Genomic DNA, 15,952 nt, shown 5'->3' on the forward strand with positions numbered 1-15,952 from the left:
ATCACCGCGATCTGACTGCTGCATCGCGCTGACGCTATCGCGGGCAAGCCCGGCTCCCACATTGGATCTTCAGCGTTCTCAGCCCTTCTGTTTTTCCACCCACTTGCCGTAGGCATCAATGAACGCCTGCAAAAACGGCTTGGTCTTCTCCGACACCTTGCCCGCCTCATCAAACACACTGCCAGCGCCACCCAAGTAGGCCTCCGGCTGCTGCATGCACCACACATCCAGGAACACCAGGGACTGGCGCAGATGATGATTGGCGCCAAAGCCACCAATGGCCCCCGGCGACACGCTGATGATCGCACCCGGCTTGCCGCTCCAGGCACTCTGCCCGTACGGCCGAGAACCCACGTCGATGGCATTCTTCAACGGAGCGGGCACGGAGCGGTTGTATTCCGGGGTCACAAACAGCACCGCGTCGGATGAGCTCACCTGTTGGCGGAAAGTGCTGTAGGCTGCGGGCGGTGCAGCGCCGTCGATGTCTTCGTTGTAGAGCGGCAAATCGCCAATTTCCACGATGTTCAACTTCAGGTTGGCAGGGGCCAGTTCGGCCAATGCCAGGGCAACCTTGCGGTTAATCGAGTCTTTTCTCAAGCTGCCAACCAGGACGGCTACCGTGTAGACCTTGCTCATTGGGGTTTCTCGACGTCTGACTAAAGGAACTTGTAGTTATAAAGTCTTCGCGGCATGTTCACCAGAAGGTTTTGCTCCTCCTCCGGACGTTTGCATCGCCCTACAACGTGTAGGAAGCGTCCAAAAAGATCAGCGGATAGTATTTTTATTCCGTAAGTAAACTACCCCGCTCCATAACGGTCTACAGAACCGCAAATCGAGTGTTTATCTCCAGAGGTTCTAAACAGATGGCAGCAGTACTAGTCGGACAGTTTCATGCCAGAGACGCAGAAGGACGCGTGTATTCGGTGCATGAGTTCCAGGAATCCAACCCGGCGCAAGGCGACCTGGCTGGCTCGGCACCTACCACCACCTACAAGCTGGCCATTGGCGACCGTGTAGAGAAACTGGAAGGCGACGAATTCAAGTTGATTCAGTCGGGCACCATTCTCGTGCGCGAATCGCAAACCACCCTCGCTTCATAAGATCTCGCCCTATCCACCTGCTCAGTCCTGGCCATTGATGGCATTGACTGGGCTGGGGTGATCACGGGCGGCGGATCTCCGTGACTTCAATGCCCTGCTCCCCCTCGACCTTTTTCAACGTCACCACTACCCGCCCACGCTCGCCTTCCACCGCAAACATCGAACGCTGGTAGCCCGCCGAGTTGTAACCGGGATGCGCGTCCACCTGCCTGACCAACTCAATGCCAAGGACTGCCCCCACCTGTTCGGCCACCTGTTCCTGGGAACGGATAAACGTTTCAAGTGCCAGGTTTTCCGGCGTGGTTTCGCTTTGGGTATTGAAGAGATAAGCAGCCACGCACCCTACGGTCACCAGAACCAGCAGTTGCTTGGCCGTTACCCCGAGGAATATCGAGGGTAGAGGCATTTGAGACCAGACCTGTTTTTGTTGTTAATGCCGGTAGCCGGCTGTGGTCATTGATGATCAGCGTAGCCATTCTATTGAATACGCGGCGCGCTGCACATAGACTCCGGCGATGCGTTTACGTCATATCGAAGTGATTCAGGCCATCTTGCAGACCGGACACCCAGGCTTGGCCGCCGAGTGGTTGCAACTCCCCGTGGGCGACGTGGACGCGGCGCTCAAGGAAGCCGAGGCGCAATTGGGCTTTATGCTGTTCGCCAGCGTCCGTGGGCGATTGCAGGCGACGCGGGAAACCCTGGAGCTGCAGGCAGAAATCGCCCATGTGTACGAGGCGCTGGAGCCGGTGCAACGCCTGGCCAGTCGCTTGAAACACCATCACGCCCCGACCCTCCGCGCCCTGTGCACGCCGCCCCTGGCCAACCAACTGTTGCCGCACAGTATTGCGGTGCTGCGCCGACGCTTCCAGGACACACCGTGTAACCTGTCGAGCCAGCCGACACGAGAGATCGTCAGGAGCCTGCTGCTGCACGAGGCTGACGTCGGTTTAAGCCTGCATGACCCGGAACACCCACAGATCCACAGCACCGTACTGGCCCAGGGCAAGCTGCAATTGCTCGCGCCCCATGGCTGGCTCAAACCCAAGCAAAAGTACATCGCGCTGCAGGACCTGGCGGGGCAATCGATGATTGGCCTGGAGGGCCAGGACCCGCTCAGCCGCCAGCTGGACGCCAAGCTGCAAGCGTTGCGCCCGCTGCCGGTGGTGCAGACGCGCGTACAGACCTATCAAATGATGCGCAGCATGGTGGAAGCGGGAGAAGGCTTGGCGGTGGTTGACCCGTTCACCGCGTTTGGCGCGCGTGAAGCCGGGCTGGATGCGTGCCCGGTGTCGCCGCCGATCATGGTCAACCTGTATGCGCTGACCCTCAAGGATGGCGTGACTTCCCCGGCGCTGAATGCACTGCTGGAGATCGTGACGCAGAAGGCTGAAGGCCTGTTGGTGGGCTAAGCCTATTTGACTTCGCTTTTGAATAACCGATACCAGAAGATCGCCACTTCGCGGGTTTGCGGATCGATGCCGCGATAGCGCAGGTGGTCAATGCCCCCCATTACGTAGCCACAACGTTCATACAAACGGCAGGCGCCGAGGTTGTTGTTCTGGGTTTCCAGCATCATGCCGGGCAGGTTTTTCTTGCGGCTCCAGAACTGCGCCACATCCAGCAATGCCTTGGCCACCCCATGACGCCGTGCGGGCAAGACCACCGCCAGTTCATCGACATGGGCATAGCCGTTCCAATTGGTACTGACCACGATATGCCCGACCGGGCGGTCGTCCAGGTAGGCCATGAAGATCGCGCTGTCGGGCGCATCGCGAAAACTGGCGAACTCCTCCGGATCAATGCCATAGCACTTGCGGTACGGCACGATGCGCTCCACGGGCCATTGATCGACCCGCGCGCCCATCTGCGGCTGCCCATAGGCGCTGACCTCAAAGCTGAAGTCATTGCCCCACACGTAGGCATCAAAACCTTCGTCAGCGACCCGTACACTGAGCCCCGGATACTTCGGGTTCATTACAGCTTGCATAAACATTCTTAACCCTTGATGCAATCGACGGTGTAACAACGACCACTGCCGTCATCTTCGTGTTGTAACCCATGAACATCGGCGACAAAACCGGGAAAACTGCTATCGAACGTCCGGGCAAAGGCCAGGTAGTCGATGATCGAGCGCGTAGAATCGGTAAACCGCTCGCCCGGCATAATCAATGGAATGCCAGGTGGATACGGCACCAGCATTACTGCTGCGATGCGCCCTGGCAAGGCGTCAATCGATACCGCTTCGACTTCACCTCTTACCAATTGGTCGTAGGCGTCGGCCGGTTTCATCGCAATTTCCGGTAACACCGTGTACATGCGCTTGAGGTGTTTGGCGGTGGCATTGCTGCGATAACAGCTGTGCAATTGATCGCACAGGTCGCGCAAACCCAGGCCCTGATAGCGCGCCGGCCCTTGTGCAAAGACCGATGGCAAACAATTGGCCAGGCTGACATTGGCGTCGTAACTGCGCTTGAACTCCAGCAATTCGGTGAGCAGGGTACTCCATTTGCCTTTGGTAATACCCATGGAGAACAGCACGAGGAAGGAATACAACCCGGTTTTTTCCACTACCAGGCCACGCTCCCACAGGAATTTGCTGACCACCGCAGCAGGAATCCCGCAGTCGCTCAGAGCGCCGCCGGCGGTCAGGCCGGGCATCACCAGTGTCACTTTTATCGGGTCCAGCAGCACGTAGTCCTCGGCCACATCACCAAAGCCATGCCAATCGTCCTGAGGATGCAACAGCCAATCGGCGGTCACCACCCGATCGATACCCGCCACCGACGGCGGCTGCCAGATGGAAAACCACCAGTCCTCGGCGGCAATGTGTTGGCGCAGGTTGGCCAGGGCACGGCGGAAACTCAAGGCTTCATCGAACATTTCCTGTAACAGCGAGCGCCCGGCCGGGCCTTCCATCATCGCTGAAGCCACGTCCAACGAAGCGATAATGCTGTATTGCGGCGAGGTTGAGATATGCATCATGAACGCTTCGTTGAAACGATCACGGTCCAGCTGGCGCGCACCGCCGTCCTGCACGTGGATCATCGAGGCCTGGCTGAAGGCTGCCAGCAGTTTGTGGGTGGAGTGAGTGGTGAACACCAACGGACTGTCCGGCGTGCGCGACGTGCCCATGCCGTAGCGCCCGGCAAAGAACTCGTGAAACGCCGCATAGGCATACCAGGCTTCGTCAAAGTGCAGCACCTCGACGCTGTTGCCCAATTCCTGCTTGATCAGCTCGGCGTTGTAACACAGGCCGTCGTAGGTGGAATTGGTGACCACCGCCATCTTCACTTTCGGCGCTCGGCCACGGGTCAGCGGGCTGGCGTCGATCTTGGCGCGGATCGACTCGGGGCTGAATTCGCTCAGGGGAATCGGCCCGATGATCCCCAGTTCGTTGCGCTCCGGGCACAGGTACAACGGGATCGCACCGGTCATGATGATCGAGTGCAACACCGACTTGTGGCAGTTGCGGTCTACCAGCACCAAGTCATCGCGGCCGACCATGGAATGCCAGACGATTTTGTTGGCGGTGGACGTGCCGTTGATCACGAAGAAGGTGTGGTCGGCGCCAAAATTGCGTGCCGCGCGGGCTTCGGCTTCGGCCAGCGGGCCGGTGTGATCCAGCAGCGAGCCCAGTTCCGGCACCGAGACGGACAGGTCCGAGCGCAGGGTATTTTCCCCAAAAAACTGATGAAACGCCTGCCCCACCGGACTTTTTCGATAGGCCACGCCACCGCCATGGCCAGGGGTGTGCCAGGAATAGTTGGAGTCGGCGGTGTGTTGCACCAACGCTTTGAAGAACGGCGGCAACAGGCCATCCAGGTAAGTGCGGGCCGCGCGGGCGACTTGCCGGGCAAGGAACGGCACGGTGTCTTCGAACAGGTAGAGAATGCCGCGCAGTTGGTTGAGTTCGCTCATGGCGTCGGCCGGCGCGTTTTCCAGGGTGACTTGCTCGCCCAAGGCAAAGATCGGCAGGTTCGGCGCCCGTAACCGCGCCAGGCGGATCAGTTCGACCATGTTTTGCAGCAGGTGGGTGTTCTCGCCAGCACCTTCGGCGGCGATCAGCATGCAGGCCAAGCCATGATGGGTAGAAGCCACCAGCCGGCCTTCGGCGTAGTCCACGGCGGAAAAGATACTGAAGCCCTCTTGTTCCAACTCCCGGGCGATACCTCGGACCCGGTCACCGGCGACGGTGTCGGCCTTGATGTCGCGGTGCACGATGAGGATGGGGAACTTCAGGTCTTTGTACATAAGGGCGTGGAGTCCTGAGGGCTATGCACTCAAGGGTAGAAGCTAGGGGGCGATGATGCGAATGAAGATTTTGAAAGCAATGAGAAACAAATGTGGGAGCGGGCTTGCTCGCGAATGCGATGTGTCAGTCTCCGAATGAGTCGACTGAACCACCGCATTCGCGAGCAAGCCCGCTCCCACAGTTTTGACCGTATTCTGCCAGGGTTATTGCTGGGTCAACTGGGTCCACAATGCCGGCGCACCCGCTGACTTGGCAATCGCCTCCAACCGCGCCGCATGCTCGGCCAGGTCTTGCTCACTGGCGCGGATAATCGGGGTCGGCTTGCGATCCGCCGGCAAGCGGCGGATTTCCGAAGGGCGGTTGCCCGAACCTTCCGCCGAACCATTGCCATCGGACGCATTGCCGGCCAGGGACAGGCTGGTCTGCCCGCCGGTCATGGTCAGGTAAACGTCGGCGAGGATCTCGGAGTCGAGCAAGGCGCCGTGGAGTTCACGGCCGGAGTTATCGACGCCATAACGTTTGCACAAGGCATCGAGGCTGTTGCGTTGGCCCGGGTGACGCTCACGGGCCATCATCAGGGTGTCGAGGATCGAGCAGTGCTTGGAGATGTCGGCGCGATCCGTCTGCCCCATCAGGGCAAACTCGTTATTGATGAAGCCGACGTCGAACGCTGCGTTATGGATGATCAGCTGGGCGCCATTGATGAAATCGAAAAACTCATCGGCGACTTCGGCAAAGCGCGGCTTGCCCTTGAGGAATTCGTCAGTGATGCCGTGGACGCCGATCGCGCCTTCGTCACTGTCCCGGTCCGGTTGCAGGTAGACGTGGAAGTGACGCCCGGTGAGGCGGCGGCCCATCAGTTCGACACAGCCGATTTCAATGATCCGGTGGCCGTCAGTCACCGGCATGCCGGTGGTTTCGGTATCGAGTACAACAGATCGGATGGCCATCAGGGTTCAGCTCTCAACGGTGTGGTGTGAATCAAAGGGCGCGATGTTAACACGTGAGCCGGCATCAGCTCTGCTTGTAGCCGCGCACTTCGTCCACGCCACGGTTGGCCAGTTGGTCGGCACGTTCGTTGCCAGGGTGGCCAATGTGACCACGCACCCACTTCCAGGTGATGTCGTGGCGATTGCATTGCTCATCGAGCAGTTGCCACAGGTCAGCATTTTTAACCGGTTCCTTGGCCGCGGTCTTCCAACCACGCTTCTTCCAGTTGACCATCCACTCGTTGATGCCCTTCATCACGTACTGCGAGTCGGTCACCAGCAGCACGTTGCAGCGGCGCTTGAGTTCTTCCAGGCCACGAATGGCGCCCATCAGCTCCATGCGGTTGTTGGTGGTGTTGGGTTCACCGCCCCACAATTCCTTCTCCACGCCCTTGCACACCAGCAGTGCGCCCCAGCCGCCAGGGCCTGGGTTGCCCTTGCAGGCGCCATCGGTGAAGAGTTCTACGCTATCGGTCATCGGTTGCTCGGTCTGAATTCAAAAAAGAAGTTACGTATCGCTTTGCTCACGGCTGACCTTGGCCAGCGGCATCGGCACCAGCTTGCCGATAGGCTCGCGACGTACCTGACGCACCGGCCGCAGCCCGACCACGATCTTGCGTGCGACCAATAAATAGAAGCCGCCGCCCGACAGCTGCCAGGCACCTGCGCGGCGCTCCCAGCCAGCCAGGCGGCCTTGCCACTTGGTCGAAGCAAGCGGCGGACGATAGCACCCGAAGCGGCGTTTCTCCAGCGCGAAGCCCAGCAGGTTCAGCCAGTCCCCCACCCGTTGCGGCGAGATGCAGCGCGCCTGGCGCAGGCCGTCATGGGCAAACACATGGCGCAGGCCCCAACTGCTCCAGGGGTTGATGCCCACAATCAGCAAATGGCCACCGGGGCGCACACTGCTCGCTGCTTCGCGCAACAAACCGTGGGGTGACAGGCAGAAATCCAGGCCATGCTGCAACACCACCACGTCGGCGGCGTGCTCGCTCAACGGCCAGGCCTGTTCCTCGCACACAATCTCCACCCCCGGCAGCGGTGCGCCCAGGCGCACATTGCGTTGCACCTGGGGCGCGGTGGGTGGCGTTTCGGCTGATGGTCCGTAATGCACCAGGTAGCCACCAAAGAACCGGCCCAACTCGTCTTCGAGCATGCGCCGTTCTTCGTCCAGCAGAAATTGCCCGATGGGTCCGGACAGCCATTCACGGGCTGCGCTGATCAGGGCCAGCCACTCAGGATCGGCCTGGGCGAACGCTTTATCAGTCATTGCATTCTCCAACTCGCCTAGACGTTCTAAGATGCACCAATGTGTTCAGCTTGGCGAATCGAAGAATGATACAGATCACTGCCCTGCCCGCCTTCACCGATAACTACATCTGGTTGTTACAAGACCCCCGCACCCAGCGCTGCGCCGTGGTCGACCCCGGCGACGCCGCGCCCGTACTGGCCTGGCTCGAGCAAAACCCTGGCTGGGCCCTCAGCGACATCCTGATTACCCATCATCACCATGATCATGTCGGCGGTGTCGAACAGCTCAAAGGTGCTACCGACGCCAAGGTCTACGGCCCGGCCAACGAGATGATCCCGGCGCGGGACGTAGCGTTGAACGACAATGACCGCATCACGGTGCTCGGCTGGGACTTCGACATTTATACAGTGCCTGGCCATACGCTGGGCCATATCGCCTTTTATCACCTAGGCGTGCTGTTTTGTGGCGACACCCTGTTCGCCGCCGGTTGCGGGCGCCTGTTCGAAGGCACGCCGGAACAGATGTATACCTCTCTCGAACGTCTGGCCGCGCTGCCTGCCGATACCTTGGTGTACTGCACCCACGAATACACACAAAGTAACCTCAAGTTTGCCCAGGCGGTGGAACCCCACAACGCCGATATCGCCGAACGCGTGGAAAACGTCCTTCAACTGCGGGCCCGCGGCGAGATCACGTTGCCTTCCAACCTGGCCCTGGAAAGGCGCACCAACCCCTTTCTGCGCACCTCTGAAACATCCGTTAAACAAAAAGCGGACGAACGGAATGGGCGCGACAACCGCTCTGGGGCCGAGGTGTTTGCTAGCTTGAGGGCCTGGAAAGATAAGTTCTAACAGGAAGCAATCTGATACGTAATTTCTGAATGGTTGACCGGAACCAAAGCGCTTTCTAGAATCGCCCGACATTTTTGCCCGGAACTTACTTCCAGCCAATGTCGTCATCTATTCGTAAATCCAACCATTCAGACGCATTGACCCGCCTGGCTCAAGCTGTGGCGGTGGCTGTGTCCGCCACGCTGGCGGGCTGCCAATCAAACAATTTCACCGCACAATCCACCGTGCAACCCAAGCCAAACCTTACCGCCAAGATCAAACAGAAACCCGTCATCTGGCTTTCAGAGAAGCCTGCTCCCGAAGTCCCACAAGACGTCTGGGAACGCATGCGACGCGGCTTTCAATTGCAGGACGGCGTAGGCGTCAACCCGCGCATCGAGCAACAGCGCCTGTGGTTCGCCAGCAACCCCTCCTTCCTGGAAAACGCCGGCGAACGCGGCAGCCTCTACATTCATTACATCGTCGAACGCCTTGAAGAACGCAACATGCCCCTGGAGCTGGCGCTGCTGCCAGTGATTGAAAGTGCCTATAACCCAATGGCCTACTCGCGCAGCGATGCGGTCGGCCTGTGGCAGTTCATTCCCTCCACCGGGCGCTACTTCAACCTGCGCCAGACCCGCGCCTACGACGGCCGCCGCGATATCACTGCTTCCACCACCGCCGCCCTGGACTACCTGACCCGCCTTCACGACATGTTCAACGGTGACTGGTTGCTGGCCCTGGCTGCCTATAACGCCGGCGAAGGTACGGTGAGCCGGGCGATCGAGCGCAACGAGAAGCTCGGCCTGCCGACCGACTACTGGAACTTGCCGCTGCCCCAGGAAACCAAGGACTACGTGCCCAAGTTCCTGGCGCTGTCCCAGGTAGTGCTGGCGCCGGAAGCCTACGGCGTCAACCTGAACCCGATTGCCAACACACCGTACTTCGAAGTGGTTGAAGTCAAGCAAAGCATGGACCTGTCACGGGTTGCCGCGCTGGCCGAGATCGACGAAGACGAATTGTTCCAGCTCAACCCGGCCCTGAAACAGCGCACCACCCTGGACGGCCCGCAGCATCTGCTGGTGCCAAGTTCCAAGGCGCAACTGCTCACCAGCACCCTTTCGACGATGAAGCCGGAAGAATTACTGGCGATGCGTCCGAAAAAGCAGGTGTTCGACGAAGTTGAGACCGCACGGGTTGCCGGGCGTACCCGCAGCTACAAGGTGCGTACGGGTGACAATCTGACGCTGATTGCCAAGGCCAACAAGGTCGACGTGCATGACCTGCAACGTTGGAACCAGCTCAACGGCCAGGCCCTCAAGGTCGGCCAGACCCTGGTGATGCAGGACACCCGCCGCGCGGTAGCCAGTAGCAAGAAGCCGGTGCAATACAAGGTCAAGAAAGGCGACTCGCTGTATATCGTCGCCAAGCGCTTCAACGTCGAGATGCAACATCTCAAGCGTTGGAACCCACGCACTGGCCAGGCGCTCAAGCCGGGGCAGATGCTGGTGGTTTCCGGACCAAGATAAGCCGCATGAGAGCTGGCTTGTGTGGGAGCTGGCTTGCCTGCGATGCAGACACCGCGGTGTATCAATGACACCCAGGTGATGCTATCGCAGGCGAGCCAGCTCCCACATTTGATCTTCACACCATTCAATACCGCGCCAGCCCTCAAAGGGTCTTCCCAACGGCCTTTTTCCAACCGGAACAAGCTGTTACTGTACCGATCATAAAGCCCAAGCCGCCTGGATCGGATCTCTGACTTGAAGCGTCCCCTCCTTCTACTAATAAGTCTGGCCTTGAGCTTTGGTGCGAACGCGACGATTACCGAGAGCCACGGGTATACGCAGTTCGGCAGGCTCAAGTACCCGGCCAAATTCACCCACTTCGACTGGGTAAACCCTGCAGCGCCGAAAGGCGGGACATTGCGGGTAATGGCCTTTGGCACCTTCGATACGCTCAACCCCTATACCTTCAAGGGCTCCAGCCCGGTTTCCACCCCCAATTTCCTGCAATACGGCATAAATGAGCTGAACGAGCCGTTGATGGTCGGTACCGGCCAGTACGCGCCCTCCGGCGACGAACCCACCTCCAGCTACGGGCTGATCGCCCAGTCGGTGGAGTACAGCGAGGACCGCAGTTGGGTGGTGTTCAACCTGCGCCCGGAAGCACGCTTCCACGATGGCAAGCCGATCACCGCCTATGATGTGGCGTTTTCCTATCGCACCCTGCTCACCGAAGGCCACCCGCAATACCGCACCAACCTGCAGGAAGTGGCGCGGGTGGACATCCTCAATCGTCACCGCATCCGCTTTGTGTTCAAGCGCGCCGGCAACCCGCTGCTGATCCTGCGCCTGGGCGAGTTGCCGGTATTGCCCCAGCACTACTGGAAAAATCGCGATTTCAAGGCCACCACCTTCGAACCGCCGTTGGGCAGCGGGCCATACCGCATCAGCAAAGTCAGCCCAGGCCGGCAACTGGTGTTCGAACGGGTCAAGGATTACTGGGGCAAAGACCTGCCGGTCAACCAGGGCTTCTATAACTATGACAGGGTCGAAGTGGAGTTCTATCGCGACAGCGATGTGGCCTTCGAAGCCTTCAAGGCCGGCGAATTCGATATCTATATCGAACACCAGGCCAAGAACTGGGCCAATGGCTACAACTTCCCGGCGGTGAACCGTGGCGATGTGATCAAAGCGCAGATTGCCCACCAGATCCCGACCCAGAGCCAGGGCCTGTTCATGAACACCCGTCGGCCAACCTTCAGCCAGACCAAGGTGCGCGAAGCACTGGGGCTGATGTTCGACTTTGAATGGACCAACCGCACCCTCTTCAGCAATGCCTATAAACGCACCTTGAGCTACTACCCCAACAGCGAATTCGCCGCTACCGGTGTTCCAACCGGCCGTGAGTGGCTGATGCTCTCACCGTACCGCGAGCAGTTGCCGACCAGCCTGCTTACCCAGCCGTTCAGCCTGCCGCAGACCGATGGTCGCGGCATCCCCCGCGAGACGATGCGCCATGCGCTCACCCTGCTCGGTGAAGCCGGCTGGAAGCTATCGGGTCAGCGCCTGCTGAACAAGGATGGGCAACCGCTGCGCTTCGAAATCCTGCTGGTCAACCCGAACCTTGAGCGCATCCTGCAGCCCTATGTCGAGAACCTGATCAGCATTGGCATCGACGCGCGCCTGCGCACCGTCGACCGCGCCCAGTACAAGCAGCGCCTGGATCAATTCGACTTCGACATGATCCTGATCACCCTCAACCAGACCCTGAGCCCGGGCCTTGAGCAGTGGCAGTACTTCCACTCCAGCCAGGCCGCGATCAAGGGCAGCAAGAATTACGCCGGCATCAACAACCCCATTGTCGATCACTTGCTGGAACAACTGCTGGCGGCGCAGACCCGCGAAGAGCAACTGGCCGCCGGCCGTGCCCTGGACCGCGTGTTGCTGTGGCAGCACTACAGCATTCCCAATTGGTACCTCAACTATCATCGCCTGGCCTACCGCAACCGGTTCGCCTTTGTCACCACGCCGCCCTATACCCTGGGCCTGAGCGCATGGTGGCTGAAAGCTTCGGAGAAAGCCCAATGATGTATTTGCGCAACGCACTGCTCGGCAGCCTGCTGCTGTGCACCGCCGCCCATGCCGCTCCGCAACATGCACTGACGCTTTACAACGAACCGCCGAAGTACCCGGCCGACTTCAAGCACTTCGACTACGTCAACCCGCAAGCGCCCAAGGGCGGCACGTTCCGAGAGTCGGCCATGGGCGGTTTCGACAGCCTCAACCCCTACATCAGCAAGGGCGTGCCGGCCGACAACCTGGGCCTGATCTACGACACCCTGGCCATGCAAAGCCTGGATGAGCCGATCACCGAATATGGACTGGTCGCCGGCAAGATCGAAAAAGCCCCGGACAACAGCTGGGTGCGTTTCTACCTGCGCCCCGAGGCACGCTTCCACGACGGCCACCCGATCCGCGCCGAAGACGTGGTGTTTACCTTTCAGGAGTTGATCAAGGACGGCTCGCCGATCTACCGCACCTATTACGCCGACGTCGACGAAGTGATCGCCGAAGACCCACTGAAGGTGTTGTTCAAGTTCAAGCGCACCAACAACCGCGAGTTGCCGCTGATCCTCGGGCAATTGCCGGTATTGCCCAAGCATTGGTGGGCGACCCGCGACTTTGCCAAGGGCAACCTCGAGATACCACTGGGCAGCGGGCCGTACAAAGTGGCCGAGGTCAAGGCCGGGCGCATGATCCGCTACGAGCGGGTCAAAGACTACTGGGCCAAGGACCTGCCGGTCGCCAAAGGTTTCTACAACTTCGATAACCGCATCACCGACTACTACCGCGACAGCACCGTGTCCCTGGAGGCCTTGAAGGCCGGGCAGTTCGACTACTGGCTGGAATTCAGCGCGAAGAACTGGGCCAACGCCTACAACATCCCGGCAGTCAAAGAAGGCCGTTTGATCAAGGAAGAGATCCCCAACGGCAACCCTACCGGCATGCAAGGTTTTGTGTTCAACATGCGCAAGCCGATGTTCCAGGACGTGCGCGTGCGCAAGGCCATCAGCCTGCTGCTGGATTTCGAGTGGAGCAACAAACAGCTGTTCAACGGCGCCTACACGCGCACCCGCAGCTACTTTGAAAACTCGGAGATGGCGGCCACCGGCCTGCCCGGCCCGGATGAGCTGAAAATCCTCGAGCCCCTGCGCGATAAGATCCCGCCCGAAGTTTTCACCCAGGCGTTTGAACCGTCCAAAACCGACGGCAGCGGCATGATCCGTACACAGCAGCGCGAAGCCTACCAACTGTTGCAGGAAGCCGGCTGGCGCATTGTCGATGACAAGATGGTCGACACCACCGGCAAACCGGTGACCATTGAGTTCCTGCTTGCGCAGACCGAGTTCGAACGTATCCTGCTGCCGTTCAAGCGCAACCTGGCCGACCTGGGCATCGACCTGGTGATCCGCCGGGTTGACGTCTCGCAATTCGTCAACCGCATTCGCTCGCGGGACTTCGACATGCTGGTGGGCAGCTTTCCGCAATCCACCTCGCCGGGTAACGAACAACGGGAATTCTGGAAGTCTTCAAGCGCCGACAAACCCGGCAGCCGTAACTACATGGGCCTCAAGGACCCGGCCGTCGACCAACTGGTGGAAGAGCTGATCGACGCCGATTCGCGCAAAAGCCTGGTGGCCCATGCCAAGGCCCTGGACCGCGTACTGCAGTTCGGCTACTACGTGATTCCCAACTGGCACATCAAGACCTTCCGCGTGGCGTACTGGGACCATCTGGGTCACCCCAAAGTCCCGCCGCGCTACGACGTCGGCACCGCCACCTGGTGGGCAAAACCCGACGTCAAACCGGCTGTCACCCTAGACACAAGCACAAACACGAGCGCCGATTCGGCGAGCGGAGGCGATTAAATGCTGGCCTATATCTTTCGTCGCCTGTTGCTGATCATCCCCACGCTGTTCGGAATTCTGCTGATCAACTTCGTCATCATCCAGGCCGCTCCCGGTGGGCCGGTGGAACAGATGATCGCCAAGCTTGAAGGCTTTGAAGGCGCCACCAGCCGCATAGCCGGTGGCGGCGCCGAGGTCTCGGTGGCCGGCTCCAGCAGCTACCGCGGCGCGCAGGGCCTGGACCCGGCGCTGATCAAGGAAATCGAAAAGATGTACGGCTTCGACAAATCGGCGCCGGAACGCTTGTGGATCATGGTCAAGAACTACGCCACGCTGGATTTTGGCGATAGTTTCTTCCGTGACGCCAAGGTCATCGACCTGATCAAGGAAAAGATGCCGGTGTCGATTTCCCTTGGGTTATGGAGCACGCTGATCATGTACCTGGTGTCGATCCCCCTGGGGATCGCCAAGGCCACGCGGCATGGCAGCCATTTCGACGTGTGGACCAGTTCGGCAATCATCGTTGGCTACGCAATCCCGGCGTTCCTGTTTGCGATCCTGTTGATCGTGGTGTTTGCCGGGGGCAGTTATTTCGACTGGTTCCCCTTGCGCGGACTTACGTCGAACAACTTCGACGAGCTGAGCTGGGGCGGCAAGATCCTAGATTACTTCTGGCACCTGGCGCTGCCGATCACCGCGTTGGTGATCGGCAACTTCGCCACCATGACCCTACTGACCAAGAACAGCTTTCTCGACGAAATCAACAAGCAGTACGTGGTCACCGCCAAAGCCAAGGGCCTGACCAACCACCGCGTGCTCTACGGCCATGTATTCCGCAATGCGATGTTGCTGGTGATCGCCGGTTTCCCGTCGGCGTTTATCGGTATTTTCTTTACCGGTTCGCTGTTGGTGGAGGTGATCTTCTCCCTCGACGGCCTGGGCCTGATGAGCTTTGAAGCGGCGATCAACCGCGACTACCCGGTGGTGTTCGGCACGCTGTTTATCTTCACCTTGCTGGGGCTGATCGTAAAACTGATCGGCGACCTCACCTACACCCTGGTCGATCCGCGTATCGACTTTGCCAGCCGGGAGCATTGAGATGAACCTGTCCCCCCTCAATCGCCGCCGGTTCGAGCGGTTCAAGGCCAACAAGCGTGGCTGGTGGTCGCTGTGGCTGTTCCTGGTGCTGTTCGTGCTGAGTCTGGGCGCGGAGCTGATTGCCAACGACAAGCCGCTGGCCGTGCACTATGACGGCGGCTGGTACTTCCCGGCGCTCAAGCGTTACCCGGAAACGACGTTCGGCGGTGAATTCCCGCTGGAGGCCAACTACAAGAGCCCGTACATCCAGGAACTGCTCAAGGCCAAGGATGCCTGGACCTTGTGGGCGCCGATCCCGTTCAGCTACCAGAGCATCAACTACGACCTGAAAGTGCCAGCTCCGGCGCCACCCTCTAGCGTCAACCTGCTCGGCACCGACGACCAGGGACGCGATGTGCTGGCGCGGGTGATCTATGGCTTCCGTGTGTCGGTACTGTTTGCCCTGACCCTCACCGTGCTCAGCTCGATCATCGGCGTGATCGCTGGCGCCTTGCAGGGCTTCTACGGCGGCTGGGTCGACCTCGCCGGGCAACGCTTCCTGGAGATCTGGTCCGGGTTGCCGGTGTTGTACCTGTTGATCATCCTCGCCAGTTTCGTGCAGCCCAACTTCTGGTGGTTGCTGGGGATCATGCTGCTGTTTTCCTGGATGAGCCTGGTGGACGTGGTGCGCGCCGAGTTCCTGCGCGGGCGCAACCTGGAATACGTGCGCGCGGCCAGGGCCTTGGGCATGCAGAACGGCGCGATCATGTTCCGGCATATCCTGCCCAACGCCATGGTGTCGACCATGACCTTCATGCCGTTCATTCTTACCGGCGCCATCGGTACCCTCACCGCGCTGGACTTCCTTGGCTTTGGCTTGCCTGCCGGTTCGCCGTCGTTGGGTGAACTGGTGGCCCAGGGCAAATCCAACCTGCAAGCGCCGTGGCTGGGCATGAGTGCCTTTGCCGTGCTGGCGATCATGTTGAGTTTGCTGGTGTTTATCGGCGAGTCCGCTCGCGATGCCTTCGACCCGAGGAAATGA

At 59.8% G+C, this 15,952-nt stretch carries 15 protein-coding genes; 8 read left to right on the forward strand and 7 right to left on the reverse strand.

The genetic code is table 11. The annotated features are described in order from the left end of the window. Positions 1–78 precede the first annotated feature (78 nt). Positions 79–636 carry an NADPH-dependent FMN reductase gene (locus BFP95_RS20690; RefSeq protein ID WP_049708674.1) on the reverse strand — a complete coding sequence of 186 codons (558 nt, stop codon included), beginning with the start codon at positions 634–636 and terminating at the stop codon, positions 79–81. A gap of 227 nt (positions 637–863) precedes the next feature. On the opposite strand from BFP95_RS20690, the gene BFP95_RS20695 reads away from it, so the two are divergent. Then, positions 864–1,100, forward strand: a complete 237-nt coding sequence (locus tag BFP95_RS20695) for a hypothetical protein (protein WP_016979714.1) — start codon at positions 864–866, stop codon at positions 1,098–1,100. Between the two features lie 61 nt (positions 1,101–1,161). Here BFP95_RS20695 and BFP95_RS20700 read toward each other — a convergent pair whose 3' ends face one another. Continuing rightward, positions 1,162–1,506, reverse strand: coding sequence for a hypothetical protein (locus BFP95_RS20700; protein ID WP_065876136.1), 345 nt, complete (start codon positions 1,504–1,506; stop codon positions 1,162–1,164). A gap of 109 nt (positions 1,507–1,615) precedes the next feature. Between BFP95_RS20700 and BFP95_RS20705 the strand changes: the two genes are divergently transcribed. Continuing rightward, positions 1,616–2,509 carry a LysR substrate-binding domain-containing protein gene (locus BFP95_RS20705; protein ID WP_065876135.1) on the forward strand — a complete coding sequence of 298 codons (894 nt, stop codon included), beginning with the start codon at positions 1,616–1,618 and terminating at the stop codon, positions 2,507–2,509. Positions 2,510–2,511: 2 nt separating this feature from the next. Here BFP95_RS20705 and BFP95_RS20710 read toward each other — a convergent pair whose 3' ends face one another. The 5 genes from BFP95_RS20710 to BFP95_RS20730 form a co-directional block, all read right to left on the reverse strand. Continuing rightward, positions 2,512–3,087 carry a GNAT family N-acetyltransferase gene (locus BFP95_RS20710; RefSeq protein ID WP_065876146.1) on the reverse strand — a complete coding sequence of 192 codons (576 nt, stop codon included), beginning with the start codon at positions 3,085–3,087 and terminating at the stop codon, positions 2,512–2,514. An 8-nt stretch (positions 3,088–3,095) separates the two neighbouring features. Continuing rightward, on the reverse strand, positions 3,096–5,351 hold the full coding sequence (locus tag BFP95_RS20715) for an Orn/Lys/Arg family decarboxylase (protein WP_065876134.1): 2,256 nt from the start codon (positions 5,349–5,351) through the stop codon (positions 3,096–3,098). Between the two features lie 204 nt (positions 5,352–5,555). Then, positions 5,556–6,296 carry a DNA polymerase III subunit epsilon gene (dnaQ, locus tag BFP95_RS20720; protein WP_175403081.1) on the reverse strand — a complete coding sequence of 247 codons (741 nt, stop codon included), beginning with the start codon at positions 6,294–6,296 and terminating at the stop codon, positions 5,556–5,558. A 70-nt stretch (positions 6,297–6,366) separates the two neighbouring features. Next, the gene (rnhA, locus tag BFP95_RS20725) at positions 6,367–6,819 is read right to left on the reverse strand and encodes a ribonuclease HI (protein ID WP_010210917.1); all 453 of its coding nucleotides are present in this window, start codon (positions 6,817–6,819) and stop codon (positions 6,367–6,369) included. Between the two features lie 30 nt (positions 6,820–6,849). Beyond that, positions 6,850–7,608: a class I SAM-dependent methyltransferase gene (locus BFP95_RS20730; RefSeq protein ID WP_065876132.1), complete on the reverse strand. Its 759-nt coding sequence runs from the start codon at positions 7,606–7,608 to the stop codon at positions 6,850–6,852. A gap of 65 nt (positions 7,609–7,673) precedes the next feature. On the opposite strand from BFP95_RS20730, the gene gloB reads away from it, so the two are divergent. From gloB to BFP95_RS20760, 6 genes are all read left to right on the forward strand, one after another. Then, a complete protein-coding gene (gene gloB / locus BFP95_RS20735; RefSeq protein WP_065881664.1) occupies positions 7,674–8,441 on the forward strand; it encodes a hydroxyacylglutathione hydrolase in 768 nt (255 codons plus the stop codon). A gap of 98 nt (positions 8,442–8,539) precedes the next feature. Continuing rightward, positions 8,540–9,949, forward strand: coding sequence for a lytic transglycosylase domain-containing protein (locus BFP95_RS20740; RefSeq protein WP_065876130.1), 1,410 nt, complete (start codon positions 8,540–8,542; stop codon positions 9,947–9,949). Positions 9,950–10,183: 234 nt separating this feature from the next. Beyond that, positions 10,184–12,013, forward strand: a complete 1,830-nt coding sequence (locus tag BFP95_RS20745; protein ID WP_065891248.1) for an extracellular solute-binding protein — start codon at positions 10,184–10,186, stop codon at positions 12,011–12,013. Beyond that, a complete protein-coding gene (locus BFP95_RS20750; protein WP_065881667.1) occupies positions 12,010–13,854 on the forward strand; it encodes an extracellular solute-binding protein in 1,845 nt (614 codons plus the stop codon). The genes BFP95_RS20745 and BFP95_RS20750 overlap by 4 nt, the downstream gene beginning before the upstream one ends. Further along, positions 13,855–14,931, forward strand: coding sequence for a microcin C ABC transporter permease YejB (locus tag BFP95_RS20755; protein WP_049708685.1), 1,077 nt, complete (start codon positions 13,855–13,857; stop codon positions 14,929–14,931). Position 14,932: 1 nt separating this feature from the next. Beyond that, on the forward strand, positions 14,933–15,952 hold the full coding sequence (locus tag BFP95_RS20760; RefSeq protein ID WP_049708686.1) for an ABC transporter permease: 1,020 nt from the start codon (positions 14,933–14,935) through the stop codon (positions 15,950–15,952).

The sequence above is a fragment of the Pseudomonas sp. 58 R 12 genome (assembly GCF_900005865.1).
Taxonomy (GTDB): Bacteria; Pseudomonadota; Gammaproteobacteria; order Pseudomonadales; family Pseudomonadaceae; genus Aquipseudomonas; species Aquipseudomonas tritici.